Source organism: Pseudomonas sp. NPDC089918 (genome assembly GCF_050280605.1).
GTDB lineage: Bacteria > Pseudomonadota > Gammaproteobacteria > Pseudomonadales > Pseudomonadaceae > Aquipseudomonas.
Genome location: NZ_JBNNVP010000002.1, coordinates 77,149 through 97,327, shown reverse-complemented (window position 1 = coordinate 97,327; position 20,179 = coordinate 77,149). Strand labels below are relative to the sequence as shown.

9 protein-coding genes are annotated in these 20,179 nt (G+C 58.2%); 7 read left to right on the top strand and 2 right to left on the bottom strand.

Translation table 11 applies throughout. The features are described from left to right. Window positions 1-123: 123 nt before the first annotated feature. The gene (locus ACQKPC_RS01955) at window positions 124-873 is read left to right on the top strand and encodes an enoyl-CoA hydratase-related protein (RefSeq protein WP_427622925.1); all 750 of its coding nucleotides are present in this window, start codon (window positions 124-126) and stop codon (window positions 871-873) included. A 167-nt stretch (window positions 874-1,040) separates the two neighbouring features. Here ACQKPC_RS01955 and pyk read toward each other — a convergent pair whose 3' ends face one another. Then, window positions 1,041-2,492, bottom strand: coding sequence for a pyruvate kinase (gene pyk, locus ACQKPC_RS01950; RefSeq protein WP_218397966.1), 1,452 nt, complete (start codon window positions 2,490-2,492; stop codon window positions 1,041-1,043). A gap of 170 nt (window positions 2,493-2,662) precedes the next feature. Here pyk and ACQKPC_RS01945 point away from each other — a divergent pair, with 170 nt between their 5' ends. Next, on the top strand, window positions 2,663-3,046 hold the full coding sequence (locus tag ACQKPC_RS01945; protein ID WP_192343844.1) for a tetratricopeptide repeat protein: 384 nt from the start codon (window positions 2,663-2,665) through the stop codon (window positions 3,044-3,046). A 222-nt stretch (window positions 3,047-3,268) separates the two neighbouring features. Beyond that, the gene (locus ACQKPC_RS01940) at window positions 3,269-3,628 is read left to right on the top strand and encodes a PilZ domain-containing protein (RefSeq protein WP_192343845.1); all 360 of its coding nucleotides are present in this window, start codon (window positions 3,269-3,271) and stop codon (window positions 3,626-3,628) included. Window positions 3,629-3,782: 154 nt separating this feature from the next. Here the strand turns inward: ACQKPC_RS01940 and ACQKPC_RS01935 are convergent, their stop codons facing one another. Beyond that, window positions 3,783-4,157 carry a DUF6124 family protein gene (locus ACQKPC_RS01935; protein ID WP_427622924.1) on the bottom strand — a complete coding sequence of 125 codons (375 nt, stop codon included), beginning with the start codon at window positions 4,155-4,157 and terminating at the stop codon, window positions 3,783-3,785. Between the two features lie 491 nt (window positions 4,158-4,648). Here ACQKPC_RS01935 and ACQKPC_RS01930 point away from each other — a divergent pair, with 491 nt between their 5' ends. The 4 genes from ACQKPC_RS01930 to ACQKPC_RS01915 all read left to right on the top strand — a co-directional run bounded on the left by ACQKPC_RS01930 (window position 4,649) and on the right by ACQKPC_RS01915 (window position 20,115). Next, window positions 4,649-7,879, top strand: coding sequence for a hypothetical protein (locus ACQKPC_RS01930; RefSeq protein ID WP_427622923.1), 3,231 nt, complete (start codon window positions 4,649-4,651; stop codon window positions 7,877-7,879). 237 nt (window positions 7,880-8,116) lie between these two features. After that, complete coding sequence (locus ACQKPC_RS01925; RefSeq protein WP_427622922.1) at window positions 8,117-11,638, top strand: Tc toxin subunit A; 3,522 nt, start codon at window positions 8,117-8,119, stop codon at window positions 11,636-11,638. 75 nt (window positions 11,639-11,713) lie between these two features. Beyond that, entirely contained in the window at window positions 11,714-15,793 is a 4,080-nt protein-coding gene (locus ACQKPC_RS01920) for a neuraminidase-like domain-containing protein (protein ID WP_427622921.1), read from the top strand. Beyond that, window positions 15,790-20,115: a hypothetical protein gene (locus ACQKPC_RS01915; protein WP_427622920.1), complete on the top strand. Its 4,326-nt coding sequence runs from the start codon at window positions 15,790-15,792 to the stop codon at window positions 20,113-20,115. The genes ACQKPC_RS01920 and ACQKPC_RS01915 overlap by 4 nt, the downstream gene beginning before the upstream one ends. Window positions 20,116-20,179: the final 64 nt, after the last annotated feature.

Here is a 20,179-nt window from a genome sequence, read left to right as displayed (position 1 = left end):
TAAAAACAGACGCCACCTCGGTGTATCAGACAAACCGAGCGTGCCGGTTTTACGACTGCTTCGCAGCCGAACGGGGGCAAGCCCCCTCGCCACAGTTGATCCTCTCTCAGATCAGGACTCACCATGCCCGATACCATCCAGTTTGAACGCGAGCGCGGCCTGCTGACCCTGCGCATCAATCGCCCCGAGAAGAAAAACGCCCTGACGCGTGCCATGTACAGCCAACTGGCGGAGGGTTTGCGTCTTGCCGACAGCGACCCCGAAATCAATGCGGTGCTGATCACCGGTAGCGTTGAGTGCTTCACCGCTGGCAACGACATCTTTGATTTCCTCCAGCAACCCCCGAGCATCCTCGACAGCCCGGTGTACCACTTCATGCTCAATTTGCTCGAGTGCCGCAAACCGGTCATCGCCGCCGTGGCCGGCGCGGCGGTGGGGATCGGTACGACGATGCTGCTGCATTGCGATCTGGTTTACGTCAGCACCGACGCCCGGTTGCGCATGCCGTTCGTCAACCTCGGGTTATGCCCTGAGTTCGGCTCCAGCCTGATCCTGCCGCGAATGCTCGGGCATGCCAAAGCGGCGGAGCTGTTGTTGCTGGGCGAGGGGTTCAGTGGTGAACAGGCGGCTGCGTGGGGGATAGCGACTGAAGCCTTGGGCAGTGGCGAAGCGGCATTGGCCAAAGCGCGGGAGATGGCGTTGCGATTTGAATCGTTGCCGGCGGAAGCGGTGCGCATCAGCAAGCAATTGATGAAAGCGCCGGATCGGGAACAGATACGCAAGGTGATAGAAGAAGAGGGCGCGTTGTTCACCCAGCGGCTGCGTTCGCCGGAAGCGATGGTGGCGTTGACCGGGTTTATCAAACGGCATTGAGTCCGATCGTTCCCACGCTCTGCGTGGGAATGCCTCAATGGATGCTCCGCGTCCGCTCTTGGGACGCGGAGCGTCCCGGGCTGCATTCCCACGCAGAGCGTGGGAACGATCACTAAAAAGCCCCGCCATTCACATGGCGGGGCTTTTGTTTTTCAGCGCTTGATCACTCAGACCATCGGGTCGCCAACGTGCAGGATTTTCATCCCGTTGGTGCCGCCGGTGGTGTGGTAGCTGTCGCCCTTGGTCAGGATGACCCAGTCGCCTTTCTCGACCACACCCAACTTGAGCAACTCGTCGATCGCAGCCTGGCTGACTTGCTCAGGCGGCAAGGACGCCGGGTCGAACGGTACGGTGTAGACGCCACGGAACATGGCCGCGCGGGCCTGGGTTTCGCGGTGCGGGGAGAACGCGTAGATCGGCACCGAGGAACGGATGCGCGACATGATCAACGGCGTGTAGCCACTTTCGGTCAACGCGATGATCGCCTTCACGCCCGGGAAGTGGTTGGCGGTGTACATGGCCGCCAGCGCGATGCTCTGGTCGCAGCTTTCGAAGACCTTGCCGATGCGGTGGCTGGAGGTCTTGCTGGTCGGGTGCTTTTCAGCGCCGATGCAGATGCGCGCCATGGCTTGCACGGCTTCCAGCGGGTACAAACCGGCAGCACTTTCGGCCGAGAGCATCACGGCGTCGGTGTAGTCGAGCACGGCGTTGGCTACGTCGGAGACTTCGGCGCGGGTCGGCATCGGGTTCTGGATCATCGACTCCATCATCTGGGTCGCAACGATCACCGCTTTGTTGTGGCGGCGTGCATGCAGAATGATTTTCTTCTGGATGCCCACCAGTTCGGCGTCGCCGATTTCCACACCCAGGTCACCACGGGCAACCATCACCGCGTCGGAGGCTTTGATCAGGCCGTCGAGGGTTTCGTCGTCGGCCACGGCTTCGGCGCGTTCGATCTTCGCCACCAGCCAGGCAGTACCGCCGGCTTCGTCGCGCAGTTGACGGGCGTATTCCATGTCGGCGGCGTCGCGCGGGAAGGACACCGCGAGGTAGTCGACTTCCATTTCGGCTGCGAGCTTGATGTCGGCCTTGTCTTTCTCGGTCAGGGCCGGTGCGGTCAGGCCGCCGCCGCGACGGTTGATGCCTTTGTGGTCCGACAGCGGGCCGCCGATGGTCACGGTGCAATGCAGCTCGGTGGCGGTGGCGGTATCAACGCGCATCACCACGCGGCCGTCGTCGAGCAGCAACTCGTCGCCCACGCCGCAGTCTTTCACCAGATCCGGGTAGTCGATGCCGACTACTTGCTGGTTGCCTTCGGTCAACGGATGGCTGGTAGAGAAGGTGAATTGATCACCGATCTTCAGCTCGATCTTCTTGTTGGCGAATTTGGCGATACGAATTTTCGGGCCTTGCAGGTCACCCAGCAGGGCGACGAAGCGGCCGTGCTTGGCAGCGAGGTCACGCACCAGCTTCGCGCGAGCCTTGTGCTCGTCGGGGGTGCCGTGGGAGAAGTTCAGACGGGCGACGTCCAGGCCAGCCAGAATCAGCTGTTCGAGAACTTCCGGCGAGTTACTGGCCGGGCCAAGGGTAGCGACGATTTTGGTGCGACGGACGGACATGCATAGACTCCTGAGTTCAAGCGCTAGCAGAGGCTACTATGGTCTTTGGGTGTAGTCATTGTTCGTTTGCACTACTTATTAGTTTCTTTATTGAACGCGACAATCGGCACAAACCGTCCTGAAGATTTCCGCCCAAGGGTCGATACAGAGCTCAAGACAGGAGATCCCCCATGCGATTCGTGCTCATTGCCGCCCTTGCCATCAGTGCCCTCAGTGTCACGGGCTGCACCCGTTGGTCGATGAACCATCATTTGAATAATGCCTACAGCGCCTATGAGCGCGGCAACTGCGAGCAAGTGATGCTCGAGCTGTCCAAGGTCGAGCGTGCCAGCCGCGCGCGGCCTTATGTGTGGCCGGAAGTGTCGATGATGCGCGGCCAGTGTCTGGAACGGCAAAAGCTGTTTATCGATGCGGCGCAGACTTACCAGTTCATCATGGCCTCTTACCCGCAAAGCGAATACGCCTACCGTGCCCGTGCCCGTCTGGAAACCTTGCAGAGCCTGGGCCATTACCCGACCCGCAGCGCGGCGGCGGTGCGTCCAACCCGGTTCTGATTGTCATGCGACAGCGGTGAGCTATAGTCCAATGGATCGGTTTAGAGCCTTGCCTCTAATTCGAGGTAACACCTGTGATCGGCAGCAGTAAGCGACAGCGGTTGGAAGGACTGTCGCACCAGGATCGGGGAGAGCGCGGCTGATGCCTATAAAACAATAGAGCAGGCCCGTTCCGAAGTATTGGTGCGGCCCTGCTTAAGGGCCTTGCGTAGCGAAATCAGCATGTTCACTGACCGCCGGATCGAGCGGCATCAACTGCCGTATTTTCTCAAAGTGTTCAACAGCGTCACCGACAAGCCCATCGGCTTTCTGGGTAATCTGTCTGAGGACGGGCTGATGTTGATCAGCCAGTTGCCGATGATGGTGGGCGCCGATTTTAATCTGCGCCTGAAAATCCCCATGGATGGCCATTGTCAGCAGGTGATCGACCTCAATGCCTGCTGCCTGTGGTGTCACGAAGACGCAACCCCCCACCACTATGACGCTGGCTTCAGCCTGCAACGGGCACCGCCGGAATATGGGCAATTGGTGGAGGCGTTGAAGCAGTACTTCAGTTTTCAGCCGTTGCCAGCCTCGGCCTGAACTCTGCGGCGCCTTTGCAATTGCCATCGCGAGCAGGCTCGCTCCCACAGTGGCAGGCGTTGATCACAACACATGTGTTCAACCCAAATCCCCTGTGGGAGCGAGCCTGCTCGCGATGGCGTCAGTACAGTCGACACAGCGTCAACGGTTAAATCTACGTCGGGCTGATCGCCCGCTCGATATCCAGCGACCGCTCCGCCAGCATCAACCCCATCTCGCTCATCTGATAAATCGCCATCGCCAGATGCCGCTGTTTGTCTTCCAGGCTGTCCGCCAGGTCCAGCAGCAGAAGGCTCACCGAAGAAAAGGTTTCATAGGTCTGGATGATGAGGGCTTCGGGGTTTGCATCAGGTACGACGGTGAACATTTTCATGGCACGGTCCTGGGATGGGCGCAGCGATTCGATGGCGGGTTTGAGGTAGTGGTCGAGGGCCTTTTCGGCGGCGGCGTGGAGCTTTTTTGAATCGAGGGAGGCGTAGGGGGAAACCGGGTCGGTTTCGGGTGGGGGATTGGGTGTTGCTTTGAACATATTCGCGATTCCTTAATGGGGCTACCACCGTCTCGCGACTAAACGAGGGGTGGCGGCTGGACGCAGGTTAGTCGACCGGAGGAATCACGAAAAACCGGCGCGCCCGAGGGCGCCCTGCGAACAGCCACCATCAAGTGCGGGGATAGGGAATACCCGACTGGATGACGCTTATACACATTCGTGAAACCACCGGGCGACTAAACCCGATCGCTGATGAGCAGCGACGCGGATCAAGTTACGGGGCATGACCAAAGTGCACAAGCCGGCGGATTCTGGCGGATCTGTAGGCAGCGGCGCAAGGTCGTGTAGTCACTTGCCAAACTTTGTAGGACCTGCGCGAAGGCGTCGGGGCGGGACGTTACCGTTCGTCTGGACTGTCAGAACTAACAGGTGTTCGTGCGAAAGAGATTGGCATTCAATGATTCACCGATTTCTGGCCACATCGCCAGCACATTGTGCCCGCATGGACACGACAAATTAGGGAGTAAGCGATGGAGACTGATAACGATGTAAAAAATGAGCCTGGCGAAATGTCCAAGAACGTGTCCATTAGCAACGGGATTGGACAAAATGAAGGTTCCGAACGATTAGTTGAAACTTCAGAAGTTGAGGTTTCTAAACAAAGCGATATTGATCGGCTTCCCTCGTTATCGGAAAAAATTGTGATTTTGACGGCGATTTGGAAAACGCTCTGGGCTGATCTTGAAATTAAGTATTCGTGGGGTGCGGATGGAAGAACATTTTCTTGCTATGTAATAAGGTATAGGGTTAGCAATATTGGCGGAGATTCCGGCAATATTAAACTTCGTTTTTACTCCTCGAACTATTGGGGTGAAACGGAACTAACCTCTAGCGCTGTCCAAGATGGTGCTTGGCACAGCATTAATGGTGGCGGGAGCGTAGTTGGCAACGTTGAGCAAGCCTGTATAATATTTAAATATATATTCGATAGATCAGGTCAAACGGATCCAACCGGGGAAACGGATAGATGGGTATATTTCGAACCCAATACCCCGACACTCGATTATCAGACCAGAAATATTAGGGATCGAACATTTACTGTTAGGGGGGCGGAAGGAGTATATGGGCACGGTACAATATACCTCTATAATGCCAGTGGCCATGCTGAGCTAGGTACTGCTGTTATCCAGCCTGATGGCAGCTGGGCAGCAGATATCTCTTTGCCAAGCGGCGCAAATTCCATGACTTTTTATGCCAAGCAGAAAATAGGCAGCAAGTTCTCTGGAGAGTCCATCCACTCGACCGCCTACCTGGCTGCTATTACTGCGCCCACTCCTGGCTCCGTGCTTGTACATGGCAATGTCTTCAAGGGTATAGGCCTTCCCGGAACTACGATACGAGTGTTCAGGGATGACACTTCTGTCAAATTGACTGAAGACACAACAGTAAAAGGAGATGAGACATGGGAAGCGTCCCTGGTTACCATGCAACCCAGTAGCCTTGTGCCGGTGCGGGCTGACTTTAGCGGATCTACTTCTCCGCCCGGTTCTACATTGATTGTCTGGTATTCTATATTGGGCAAGCCAATCTTTTCGTATCCTTCAGCGGGTTCTGTTCAAGACATCAACTTTCAGGTAGGTGGATCCAATGGATTAAGTGGCGCCAAGGTCCATCTACTCAAAGATTTTTCGCAATCTGAAGAATATGGCTCAAGCATAGTGGAAGATGCCGCCGGTAGCTGGAGTGTAATGGTTACCGTGCCTCCAGGCCCTCTTTCATTAGTCGCCGAGCAAGTTTTAGATGGCGTAAGTTCCGGGCGCAGCACAGCTCGCTTCTTCAAAATCCGTCCCCCCAAGCTCTTGGTCAATGTTACCTACCCAGACGATAAAACCGTTCGGTTTTCAGGCGTCGGGTACACAGGCGCCACGGTTCAGATTTGGTACAGAGGAGGAGCTGGCGGCGTTCAGTGGACCGCCTCCGTGGTTAACAGTAGCTGGCAGAAAGACGTCACCGACTGGTTGCCGGGCAGTTATGTGATGGTGATACGACAGTTTGTCACTGATAACGGTACCCCGATTTACTCTGAGTGGTCAGACGCTGTGCCCGTTACGGTGCCCGTGCCCAAACCGACCCTCAATCAGCCCACCGACTTGCCCAGTCAAAAGCCCAGGTTCTCTGGTACGGGCACGACATGGCCGAACCAAACGGCGACGAAAGTCGATATCTCGCTCAACGACACCGCTCATGCGGCAGTACCACAAGCCACTGTCAACGGCAGCAGTTGGTCGGTCACCGCCACCCAGGAAATCGCCCCCGGTTCCTATCGCGTCAAGGCGCGTCAAGTGTTCGGCAACAAGGTATCTGACTGGGTCGAATGGTCCGGCAACATGATCATCCCGGCTCCGCTGCCTATCATGAGCATCCTCCCTGAGGCGCTTTCTCCACGGATTTCCGGTACGTGCTGGCCGGGGGCAGTGGTCAATGTCACCTTCAGCGACAACGTCACCGTCCACCTGGCGGAGGTGACCGCGGGCACTTGGGCGTTCCGGCGAGATACCGCGTTTGTACCGGGAGTGGAGCACCGGGTCACGGTGACGCAAACCTTCGGCGGGCAAACCTCAAACCCGGTGTCCGGAACGTTCACCGTGGCCGTCCCACAACCCGTCATCACCCGGCCGATTGACGAGCAGGTGGATTACAGGCCCATCGTCGAAGGCGGTGGCGGTATCGCCGGAGCGGTGATGAGGGTTTTCGATTATGTGACCGAGCTTCTCCTGGGCGAAGCAGCTGTGACCGAGGACGGCTGGTCGGTAAGACTCAACCCGCTGGCTTTTGGACCTCATACGGTTTACGCCCAGCAGTTTTTCGGTGTCGCAAGTTCTGAAAAAAGCGAGCGGGTCAGCTTCGAGGTGGTGCTGCTGGCACCGGACATCGACGTTCCGCAACCGGGAGACGATGTGGCGCGCACTTTCAGGATCGAAGGTCGTGGCAGACCGGGTGCAGAGGTTGAAGTGTGGCTGGAGGGGAGCACCCAACCGCTGGCGCGTGTTCCGGTCAGGGACGACGACTTCTGGCGGTATGACGCGACGTTGCCGCTGGGCCCTTATACCTTGCGGGTCAAGCAATTCTACGGCGAGAAAGAGTCCGGGTTCGGCGCTGATCATGCACTGCGGGTGGTCCCGGCCAAACCGATGATCGAAACGCCGGCAGCCGGGCAAGCGGTCGGGCGGCGGCTGGCGATTTCCGGGTTCGGTTACCCCGGCGATACGGTCACGGGGGCATGGGCCGACGCCCTCGACAGGCCCTTGGGCTCTGCTGTGGTGCAAGAAAACAGCACCTGGTCGTTTTGGGTTGAACTCGAGGGTTCGGCCGGGGAGCGTCGGCTTGTCGCTCAACAAGGCTTTGACGGGTATCCCTCGGGCTGGTCGGGCGAGCGCCCGATTGTGCTGCGCAGCGATCCGCCGACGTTCACCGCGCCGCAACCGGGCCAATGGGTTCCTGCAAGGCCGGTGTTCGAAGGGACAGTCCGTCCTGGCGCGCCTCTTGAGCTGGTGGCCTGGTACAACGCTGACGAGGTGCTGGCCCCGGATGTCCCGAACACGGGGAGCGGTGATTGGCAGACCGAGTCCGAACAGGACTTGCCTTGGGGAGCGGGGTGGGCAATGGCCCGGCAAACGGACGGTGATGGCGGGCCGGTGTCGGACTGGGGCGACAGTGATCGCTTCGAAGTCTTGCCGCCTGAAGGCTCACCCGGCTCCTGATTCATTCTATTGAAAAAGGCCCGACCAACGGTAGCGTCTACTGTCAGTTTTGACAGTAGACGCCCCGGCTCCGGCGGCGCCCAATAACCCCAACCGCAAAGGTCAGGCCGCGAAGCGCTTTCGCGTAGTGCGCCGGACAAAATCGTTGAACGCAGGAGCATCAGGATGAAGCACTCTCCCCTTCAGCTCGCCCGGCAGGTCTACGAGCAAATTGTCGATGAGTCGCAGCGCGAAGCATTGCCAAAACTCGGTCAGTATTTCGATGAGGGCGGTTCGGTGTGTGCACTGGCGCAGAAAGGGGTCGCCGGGTTGGTGCGTGACTACGACTTGAACGCCCAGCAAGCCCAGGCACTGTTGTGGCGAATCAACGGTCTGGCGACGCTGGTGCTGCGCCGGTTTATCGAGCATGAGTTGAGCGGTGGCGAACCGCAGCCGGCGAACCTTCGGCAGGGGTTGCTGGCGCTGGTAGGCGGGCCCACTTATGACGGTCTGTTCAGCCCTAATTTCAATAACATGTGCCCGTCTGATGCGATCGAGGCTATTCATGGCCCAGCCTCCTATTTGGTGGCGCTCAAGAAATGGTCCGAGAACCGGCTTCCTGGGGGGGATGCAAACGTATTACCCCTCGATGGGCGGCGTAGCGACCTTAATGACCTGACCATCGACACCGTCACGGTCAATGGTTCGGTGTCCTCGGTGGAGGTGGTTACCCATGTGCTGGAGACCTTCATCAAGGAGTCCATCGGCCAAGTCCAAAACCTGGATAAAGAACTGAGTTATCGACGTTACCCCAACGGGCTGCCATTCCACCGCCCGTGGGTCACGCTGGATTATGTGGCGAAGCAAAGTGCCGAGTCCGTCGGGAGTGTGATGCGCCTATGTGATCCGCAGTTTCCGTATTTCATTCGGCCTGCCCCCTGGAGCGCTGAATCGGATACGGCATTCCTTTTTGCGTCCAGGCTTAGTCCGAGTCAGCGGGAGCTGCTGACTGAACCCCCCTATTTTCCGCCTGACATAATTAATGCCGAGTTTTATAGGGAGAACTTCGGGGTAGTGGGGGCCCACGGCCCTGGGAATCTCCATCAGGTGGATTTTTTCAACGGCAGAACGAAGCTTGATCGGCCGGGTATCGAGGCGCTTCTGTCTATTAGGGGGTTCGTCACCACGTTATCCAATAATGCACCGGCGCTCGACTCGGGCGTATCACCAGTTTCCGGTGCGTATTCGGGCTCAGTGTTCATCAATGGCGGGGTCAGTCCAGCGCTGTCTATCAGGAGCTCCATTGTTGAATTCCTCAACTTTTTCGAGCAGGGCTCACACTCCAGATTCGACCGCATGAACCGCAAGCTGCGGCTGGACAAGTGGCTGGCGTTGCCCAGCCATGAGGTCGATGCGCTGATCGTCGCGGCCATCAAAGCTGAAAGCAATACGAAACAAGCCCCGAGTTACTGGATGACACCCAACACGATCCGGGCATTGGGCCTGTTTCAGGAGCTGCGCGAACTCCACCAGTGCAGCGCCGAGGATTTCGCCGCGTTCCTTTGGCTAATTTCCGTTTTCGGCCGGGGTACCCAGAGCGCTCAGTTCGACCGTATTTTCAACGAGCGCAGCCTGTTCCCTCGGCCCCTGCAAATCGATAATCAAGCGTTTCCGATCATTCCGCTGACCGAGGCGGACATGCTCACCGTCAACCAGTTGCGCACCGGGCTGGGCGTCGATCTGGAGACCTATTTTTACCTGGCTCATGTGGTCGCCAGGGCCTTCGGGGTGACCGAGTTGGCTCGCAGCCTGCCGATTCTCTCCAGTTTCTACCGGTTGGTGAAGTTGCCTCGCCTGCTCGGGATCTCCCCGATCGAGGGGGTTGTGCTGCTCAATGCAGTGGGGGGCGGAAACTGGCTCACTGCACTGGGAGGAGCGCCGCGGATCAGCACCGACAAGGTAGCGCAGACACCCGACGCCCTCAGTGTGATTCACGCCTTGACGGACTGTGTTCGCTGGTGCCGCGACAGTGAGCTATCGGTGCATTGGGTGGTGCAGCAGGTGACGCCGATCATCGCGCCTTCGCGGCCCGGCGAGGCAGAACTGGGGCTGTTCGCCCAATTGCGTAACCGGCTCCCCCCGGTGCTCTTTACCGAAAATGCCTTGATGGTGGCCGGGGTCTCGCCGCTGCCGAACAATCGCCCGTGGCTGGGGGCATTGCGGGCGCTGGTGGATGAGGATGGGTTGGTCAGTCACTTTGTCGAATCAGCTGATCAGTCCTACGAAACTCATGCCCGTGAGCTCATCGACCGTGCAGTGAGGGCGGTCTCGGGAGAAGAGGATGAGGCGGTCATTATCACCATCGTCGGGAAAATCCTGGCGGTGTTGCTGCGCAGTCGGGCCGGCCAGTACAGCGTGGTGCAAGAAAGCCTGGCGGTGTATGCGCAACTTGATGCAGAGCGGGTCCTGCCAGTGCTGACGTGGTCCGGCGGGAATGTGCATGACGTACTGGCGCAGGTGCTGGAGCGTGCGCCGATCACCGAGGTTGCGACGACCGGACGCCGGGACTCCAACCTGCCCGGCGATCCTTTCCTGGGCATGCTGGCCGATTTTGTGCGGCGCAGTGCCGTGGCGTTGACGCTGGAGTTGAGCCCCGGGTTTCTGGAGTTGTACCTGAAGGTGGGGTACGACAAATGGGTCGGCCTGCAGCAGGCGCAGGCCTTCGATCTCACCACCCTGTACCACCTGACGGTTTACCGGCGCGCGGTCAAATTGACCGGCAAGCCCGAAGCGCAATTGCTCGACTATCTGCAGCGCGTCAACGCATTGCCCGATCTCACCGGCGACGGTGGGCGTCTGGTCAAGGCGAGGGCGGCGAAGCTTCTTGCGGAGCTCTTTGCCTGGAGTACTCAGGAGGTCAGCGCCTGCGCCAAGCGTGCAAATCCGGGGGATGGCTCGGGCAATGGCATTGTTCGCAGCCTGGCCCACCTTGACCTGCTGACGCGTGTGCGGGCCTTCGCCGAGCGCAGCGGCCTGGATGCCGAGGCGATTCTGGCGATGGGTACGTTGCCGGCTGATGACACTTACGAAAACTACGAGAAAGTTGCTGACCGGGTAACGGCCAGTTTGTCCGATGCCCAGCAGGCAATCCGCGCCGAGGATGTAGAGGCGGTCACCGAAGATGTATTGACCACTTGCACCGTCACCCCTGCCTCTTTGGTGGCGAACAAACCCGGCGATGTCGCCACCTTTACGGTGACCGTGAAGAGCCGTGCGAACGTACCGCAGGGGAACGTCAATGTGCACTGGACGTCGGAGCTGGGGCTTTTTGAGTCCTCGATGACGACCACCGGAGAGAATGGCAGGACCACCGTCCGATACTCCGGCAAAAGCATGGGTAAAGAAATCGCCTCCTATGAACTCGACCTGGGCAAGAAGCAATCCGCGCCGCCGGTGGTGATTGGCACTGAGCGATCGTCGCTTCAGTTCCGTAAGTCCCCGGAGCCTGTCGAGCGAGCTGTTGGAACACCGGTCACCTTGTCGGTGACCTTGATGGATCGCTATAAAAACCCGGGTATTGGCGAGACGGTGAACTGGACGCTTGAGAACGTGGGCACCACGGATCTTGTGGAATCTTTTGAAACGCGGACCAACCGCCAGGGTGTCGCCGAAATCACTTTCACCCGTGTTGTACCTGCTGTTGTCAAAGCCACGGCCACCCTGGGCACTGGCAGCACCAGCGTCGTTTTTCGCAATATCAAGTTCGTGGCTACCCCGTGACATTCAATGGCTCGCTGCGCGCCCAGGTGCTGTTTCGTCCAGACCGCGGCCACTTCAAGCTGACAGGAGATGGTGATGATCAAGCAACAGCTCGGTGAACTGGCAGCCCTGAAGCGGGACGCCTTGATTGATTTCAGTATCGGTATGAAAGACGTCGATGACGATCCTTCGGATGAATCGCCCCTGAAAAACGCCAACGATCTGTTCGAATGGCTGCGCACCGATCCTCTGGACAGTGACCAGGTGCAGACGTCCTGGGTGGCGGAGGCCGTCAGTTGTCTGCAGCAGTACATTCACGCCGTGTATCAGAAACTTGAGCCTGGTTATGAAGGGGTGGAATTCGACAAGAAGCATCTACGGGACTGGGACATTGCCAGCAACTATCCGGTCTGGTCGGCCAGCCAGTTGCTCAAGTGCCTGCCGGAAGATTACATCACGCCCTATGCCCGCATTCGCAAGACCAGTCTGTTCAAGACCCTTGAAAACAACCTGAGCCAGGCGCGACTGACCATCGATTCGGTGCAACGGGCGGTGCAGGAGTATCTGCGCGGATTTGAAGAAACCTGCAACCTGGAAGTGCTCACGGCTTACATGGATGGCAATGACCCTCGCAGCGCCGACTATTACTTTGTCGGTCGGGAACGTATTGCCCCGCATCGCTACTTTTGGCGCCGGGCCGAGATCCTGCTTGAAAACGAATCTGTCGCGGTCAACCCGACCGCCTGGAGCGAGTGGCAACCCGCGGACATTCCGGCTGACGAACAGGTGCTGGACAGCAGATTGGTGTGGTGGGGCGGGCGGTTGTGCCTGGTGTGGGTGGAATGGCGTGAGGCGTTATTCGATCCTGATGCCGTCATGCAAAAACCCTACGAGCTGGAAATCAAAGTGGCGTTCGTCGCCTTGAACGGACAATGGTCGTCGCCCATCAGGCTGCATTTGGCTCAGTTCGACAAGCCGGTGTCAGCAGGGTGCAGGCTGGTGGCGGTGGCCTTGCGCGATGAGATTGATACCGAGTATCCGAAGGGCAGGCTCGCGGTGCACCTGACCAATGGCACGGCAGCCGACCCGGCCGCAGATCACGTTCCGGTGGAAATCTACGAAACACGAGATTCGCTGTTTCGTAAAGTGGCGGATGAGCGGCCTGTCATGGACCATCTGGCCCATGTCTTGTTTGTTGATCCCGTCACTGTTCAGCAACGGGTATTGCCCAGTGACTATCCTTCGATGTCCAGCACAGTGGTTAACGATGGCACATTAATCGATCACTATTCACTCAAGGTTTATATCGTTCCAGAACAGGGAAAGTACGCGCTATATATTCAGGGACATTGCTCTGCTGTAAAGACGGCCGAGAATGGCAATTCAGTTCTATTCGAATTAACCCTTGAAAATGGGGCGGAAGGAGATCCGGTTCCTATTAAGGAGGCGCATTCGAGAAATGGCGGTTGGTCGACGGCCTGGATGAAAGTCATCAGAAGTTCGTTTGCCATCGTTACCTTCACGTTGGGTTCCTCGGAGATTGTGGGAACCCGTAAGTTTGTAATTACCATCGGTTCAGTACCCGCTAACCCCCCGCTGCCGTTCATCCATAAAACCAATGAAAAAGGCGCACAGTTTCTAGCCCTCCCTCTAAACAACCTGAACCTCAAGTTTGTTCGGTTGAACACCCTGATCGGTCCTGAACTGGTTACCCGTTCCAACGTCTCAATGGACGCAGTGCTCGACTGGGAGACCCAGTTCCCGGCCGAGCCGCCGCTACCCGGAAAAGGTGTCGAACCGAACGGGCCGTTCGATGGTTGTAACGGCTTGTTTTTCTGGGAGCTGTTCTTCCACCTGCCTCATCTGGTGGCCTCGCGCTTAACTGCCGAGCAGCGTTTTCTCGAGGCCCAGCAGTGGCTGCATTATATTTTCGACCCGCAGGCGCCTGCCAAAGATTCCAAACCCGCTTACTGGCGATGCCGGCCATTGGACGTCCAGGTCGTTGATAAAGATATTTGCTACGAAGCGAATGCGCCCACCGACCCGGATGCGATCGCCTACTCGTCACCGCGGCATTATCAAATCCTGATTTTTCTCGACTACGTCAACAACATCATCGCCTGGGGAGACTGGCTATATCGACAGCTGACACGCGACAGCCTGGCGACTGCCAAGTTGCAGTATGTGCGTGCTCAGACGCTGATGGGGGAGCCGCCGGATACCCGAACCCTCAATCGCTGGACACCGGCAACCCTGGAAGAGCTGGTGGCAGAAGCCAATACCCGTCCGAAGCTGGATGCGTTCGAAAAAAACCTGCAACTGGATGCCGGACACTTGCCGGTCAAGACCGCCTGGTTCGAAGACCCGGGAATGATTGGTACCGAGCGATTCAAGCTCCCGGTCAGTGCACGCCTGCTTGAGTCTTACGAACTGCCGGCAAGTCGGCTCTATAACCTGCGTCATAACCTGACACTCGACGGCAAGCCGTTATCGATTCCGCTATTCAGCACCATGGACCCCCGAGATCTGCTGCGCAGCCTGGCGGCCGGTGGTGCGGGCTCGGTACGTCCCATGGGCGGGCAGCTGCGCGTGGCGGCATTCCGTTGGCGGGTGCTGTTCGAGGCGGCGATGCGCGGGGTGCAAACCCTGCAGGAGTTCGGCAATCAGGTGCTGCGCCTGCAGGAGCAACAGGATCGTGGCGAGCAGGAAGAGTTGCAGCAGAATCATCTGATCGAATTGGGGGAGTTCGCCAGACAGGTGCAAGAGGAAAACCTGGAGCAGATGAAGGCCACAAAGGACGCGCTATGCAAGAGCAAGGCGCTGGCCGATGAGCGCTGCGAGCACTATTTGCAACTCTATGACGATCACATTTCCGATTCGGAATACGAATCCATGTCCGCCAATGACCTCGCGAAAATTCTTATGGGGGTCAGCAATGGTTTGCACGCGGCGGGCTCTCTCCTCGATGTACCTCCAAAAATATTTGGCCTGGCTAACGGCAATTGGCAATTAGGTGGGGTACCCAGGGCCGTGGCCTACGGGATTCAAACGGCAGCCGATGTCATCATGAAGGATGCCGATAAAAAACTGATCTCTGAAAACTATCGCCGCAGGCGTGTGGAGTGGGGCCATGCCCGTGACCAAGCAGCCGCCGAAAAGGACGCGATCGACAAACAGATCAAGGCTCAGTGCCACGCGATCAAGGCGGTGCAGGCGAGCCATGATCAAACACTCAGGGCCAACACCCAGGCACTGAATGTGTACGAGTTCCTTAAAAAACGGGCCACTAATGTTGAGTTGTTTCGTTGGTTACTGGGCCAGCTCAAGACTGTTCATTTTCAGGCATATGATGCGGTGGTCGGCTTATGCCTGAGTGCTCAGGCCGCTCTGCAGGCAGAAACCGGTGAATATGAATCGAGCAGCATTCGCCCGGACGTCTGGCTCGACAGTCGCCATGGGCTGACGGCGGGCGATTCCCTGCGCCTGGACCTGTTGCGGATGGAGTCAGACTATTTGCAGCGTTATCAGCGGCGCCTTGAGCTGGTCAAGGTCATATCGTTGCGCGAACTGTTTGATGACGCGACAGACCCGCAGGAGACAGGTTCCTGGGCTGATGCACTGCGCGATCTCCGGGACAAAGGTACGTTGAACTTCAAGCTCACCCAGCTGCTGTTCGACCGCGACTTCCACGATCACTATTGCCGGCAGATCAGCGCGGTTGAAGTGACGCTGCCAATGGTCGTCGCGCCTTTCGAGAACGCTCGGGCAACCCTGTTGCAGGTCGGCAGTGTCACGGCCCTCAAGCCCTCGATTCAATCGCTTGAATACCTGCATGATCCGGCTAACGCTATTGCGCCAGCCGACGTGCTGTTCAACTTGAGCAGCGGCCAGCAGGTGGCGTTGTCCAGCGGGCTGGACGATACCGGCCGGGCTGCGCTTAAGCCTGATGAAGGTTTGCTCAATCCCTTCGAGAATACGGGAGCCGTTTCGCGCTGGAAGCTGACCTTTCCCTGGCCTCGACGGCTGAAACAATTCGAGATGCTGGCGTCGTTGACCGACATTATCGTGAAGGTTCGTTATACGGCCAAGGTGGGCGATGCCTCATTTTCCCAAAAGGCTAAGGCGCTGGTCGAGGCAAAGGATGTGCAACCTCTTTCAAAGGGGAAACAGTCATGAATGAACGTGCGATCAACACGAATACCAATCTGGTGCTCAATGGCGATTTCCAGGAGGATTACGAGCACTGGATCGACCTCTTCAATCCTTTGGGCGTGTCTGTCTCGACGGGCCAATGGGGCGGTGAGAGCATCAAGTTCATGTCCCTGACCAATCTGGCGTCTGTTTATCAAACGCTGGAAATCCCGGCGGACGGTGGCGCCTCTGCGCGTTACCACATGAGCGTTTTATACGAGACCGTTCATACGGAACCCGGCACGATAAAGATTGGTAAGGAAGACAGCACTCAGGAGTTGGAACTTCTGCTGCCCCCTGCCGGTTCACCCCAGGACACGGTCAATCGCCTGGACCTCAACCTTATCGAACTCACCACCTACCTGGACTTTGATATCCGCCAGGGCGACCGTCTGCGCGTCACCCTGATCAGCCCGAGTAGCTTGGGTAGTCAGCAGATACGCCTTGCTCGCATAAGGCTTCACCTTGAACTCGACCCTCTGCAATTGCTGCAGTGGCACATCGACGGTCAGCATTTTACCGCGGGCCAGACGATGTACTTGTGCCTTGGGGCCGCGGGGGCGTTCAGCCATGAGCTGGGTGTTGTGCCGGATGAGGAGAGCCCATGGCTGGACACCGAAGCGGCGCTGTGGAGTGAGGACAATCCACTGGAGGCGATCACCACGTTGCCGGCACTGGGGGAAAACCAACGGATCGAGCTGCCATGGACGATCGACTGCCCAGACCTGGAAGGCGATGAAGCCCGCCTGTTGACCCTTGAGCTCTATAGCAAGTACACCGCGCCTCCTTTCCCGATTGCGGTATCGCTGGGGCACCATCGACTGGTCATGGAGGTGGTGCAGGAGGCCGCTTATTTCCCGGTCATCGAGTATGAAGAATCGGTCGAGCTGGTTGTTCTGGTGCGCTCGCATTACACCCAAGCGCCGGTCTCGGGACAGGAGGTGATCTGGCGCCTCGGTGATGAGGTGCTGCAGCGCGGCACTACCGATGGAGAGGGCAAGGCCAGGTTCGACTATCGGCCCGCCACGGCGGGTGTTCAGGACATCGAAGCGTCTGTGGCGAGCCCTTACTACGAGAGCGGTCAGGTGGTTCAGTCGTTGCAGGTTCGGGCGTTGGCGAGTGATCCATGGAAGAGTGTGGGGGTCTCGTTCAATAACACCAACATTGCTACCTGGGGGGAAAAGACTGGCTACCCCGATCGCGGCGGGGATTATCGTCTCGGTGCAGGGTTTTCGAGCAACAGCCCATTGCAGGGCACGGAGGTGTGGTTGCTGTGGGAAGGGGAGCCCCACGCTGAACTGGCGGTGACTGTGAGTCCTGATTTGGCGGTACCGGTTGGGGTGCCGGTCGGGGGGGAGCAGTGGTTGGACTGGGTGCTGCACTGCGGCGACATCAAGGACGGACGCTTCGGCTTGCGTCTGGGTTGCTCCAGGCTGCTGCGGACCACCGTCCCCAACGCCATGTCGCTGGCGCGCAACAGCGTCAAGATTGGCGAGGTGCGCGAGGCCAACAAATCCCCGGTGGTGGATGAAGGCGACGATGTGTACTGCATGCTGCAAGTGCTGTCGCTCAACAACCAGCCGGTACTCAATGCGCGGGTGGACTGGGTCGGCCCGCGTGGCACGGTCACCTCCTACACCGGCGAGGGGGGCTGGGCCAGTGTGATCGACAAGCCCACCGAGCCTGGAGGCTATAGCCTGACGGCGCAGGTCAAGGTGCGTGACGATGGGAGTACGCTCGATCGCGAGTTCCAGGTTTTGGCGCTGGCGAGCAGTCAGTGGAAGGATGAAGTGACGTTCTTCTTGGATGGGCGAGACGTTATTCCCGCTGGTCTGAACTTCAAGCCTGGGGTGGTTTGTCTACGTGGGCGCAGTCATGTATTGCGACTTGAGCCAAGCCCCGGCAGCGCCTTTATCGGGCAGCGGATTGCCTTGAACGGGCACGGCGGTGTGCACCCGGGGCTTGGGCTGGTTTTTACTCCCGACCTGGGGGGAGAGCGGGTACTGACGGACGAGGGGCTGGAGTGGGAGATCAGCTCCGGCTCCGACATCAGCGGATTGTTCGGGCTGGAGGTGCATAGCAACCATCTGCCGGAAAAGCGCGAGCTGAACGGGCGACTGTTTGCTTCGAGCCTGGCTCAGGAAGCGACGCTGGTGCTGGATCAGACGCCTGCAGTGCCTGACCGTGGTGCCGTTTACCCCTGCATTGGGGCTATTCACAACATCACGTTGTGGACCCCTGCGTTTAGCCCGCTGCATGGCTTGCGGATAGGGTGGGGGGGCGTGCCACCCGACTGGATCATCACGCCACCTATCAACCAGCCACCTTCGATCACCGCTGGTGGAGGGCGATTTCAATTTGATCTGAGTGCCACCCAGCAAGGAGGCGATTTTAGGGTGTTTTTCGGCTTTAATTATTTACCACTGGACTGGAGCACAATTGATTTTCCTTTCAAACTGGCCCACAACAAACTCAAGGTCGGCGCCATCCACAATGCCGCGACGGACCCGGTGCTGAGCAAGAACGAAAGTGCGAGGCTGGAAATCCAGTACCTGTCGTTTTTCACGGATCAGCCTGTAGAAGGGGCATCGGTTCAATGGCAAGAAGGCTTGGGGCAACCCGGCACTTCGCTGACCGGGCCGGAAGGCTGGGCCGGTTATGCCTGTCGGCCGCAGGCTGCTGGGCCGAATCAGGTGACTGCTCGGGTTGACAACCCTTATGACGGAACTCAAGCCGGGGAGACTTTTGAAGTCAATGCCCTGGAGACCGATCCGTGGCTTGACCTGATGGTCCACACCGACGACCAGTTGCCGCAACCCTGGGCGCAATCGACCTTCTTTCCCCGTCGTGACAGCGAATTCAACTTCCTGCTTTCGGCGAACGAAGACAGCGTACTGTACGGGCAAACCCTGACACTGGGGCTGACGGGCACAGGCCCGGCCGAACTAGCCCTTGAGCCTGGGCCAGTGGCACTGGGCGTACCTCGACAGCTCACTGCCGCCGGCCTGCCGTTCACGTTGAAAGCCGGGGACATCAAGGACGCCGGCTTCTCGTTGCGATTGGCCGCCTCACGGCTGCTGGAGCGTTCACCGCTTCATGCCGTGTCGCTGGGGACGACGTCGCAGGTCATCAAGTTCAAGGCGATGGACAGCATCCTTCAGGTCATTGATTGGGGAACCGAATTCAAGGCCCGAGTGACGTTGGTCTCGGTCATTACCGGCAAGCCTTTGGCGGGGGTATCCGTCGTGTGGGAAAGCCAGGGTCTGGAACCGATTCGGACCACGACCAATTTCCATGGTGTGGCGACTGTCAGCTTTGTCCCTGTCAAATCCGGGCTCATGGCGCTGACGGCCACCGCCGGTGACGCCGTGCATTCGGACTCGATCACCATCAATTTCACGGTCAACGAACCGCGGCGGATTCAAGACATTTCCAGCCCCGAGTTGAGCGGCTACCCCGGTGACGAGGTCAGTGCACAGGTGACGGTGGTCAGCCTCAGCGGTAAAGCGCTTGAGGGCGTGGAGGTCATGTGGCGATTCGAGGGTGTGTCGCTGGAGCCGACGCTGACAGGGGCCGATGGCAAGGCCAATGTTCACTTCAAACTACCTGTGGCCGTAGGTGAGCGTTCCTTGATCGCTTCGGTGCGTGGTGGAGAAACGGGGTGGGATTCGGCTCGATTGGTGTTTACGGTGGTTGAAGATGAGCCGGTGCTTGAAGACATTACCACTGATACCCCGACGATTCGTCTGGGTGACAACGTGATCGCATGGGTGAAAGTGGTGGGCCGCAATGGCGGTGTTGGAATGGAGAATGTTGAGGTTGCCTGGCGTTTTCCAGATCAGGTGTTGCTGCCTTCGTCATCCGATAAAAATGGGATCGCAAGGGTCATGTTCAAGCCTGACAAGCTTGGAGTCTACGACCTTACCGCCACGCTGGAGAGCAGTAACCCGAGCTCCGTTGCACGGATTACCATCATGGAAGCGTGGCATGTCGAGATAACGCGGGTATGGTCTTTGGGCGGAAATTTTTACCCTATTGGCGGGTATGCAACGGTTCGAGCCATTGTTGTTTCTAGACTCACTCAGCAGCCTGCGCAAGGAGTAGAAGTATTTTGGTTTAGAAATGAAAATCAGGCACCACCGGCGACGCATACCGATTCGGATGGCTTGGCGAGTAAAAACTTTGGACCTCTCCCCGCTGGAGGGACACGCATCCGTGCTCAGGTAAGGGATCCGCAGGGTACTGTTCTTAGTGAGAAATACTATGACCTGACCGCTATGAATCGCCCTTGGCCAGTGAATCAATGATGGTTTCGTGAATGAGGCTGTGATCGAAGATGGCGGTAATGAGCTGAGTCTCTGGTGTTTTGTC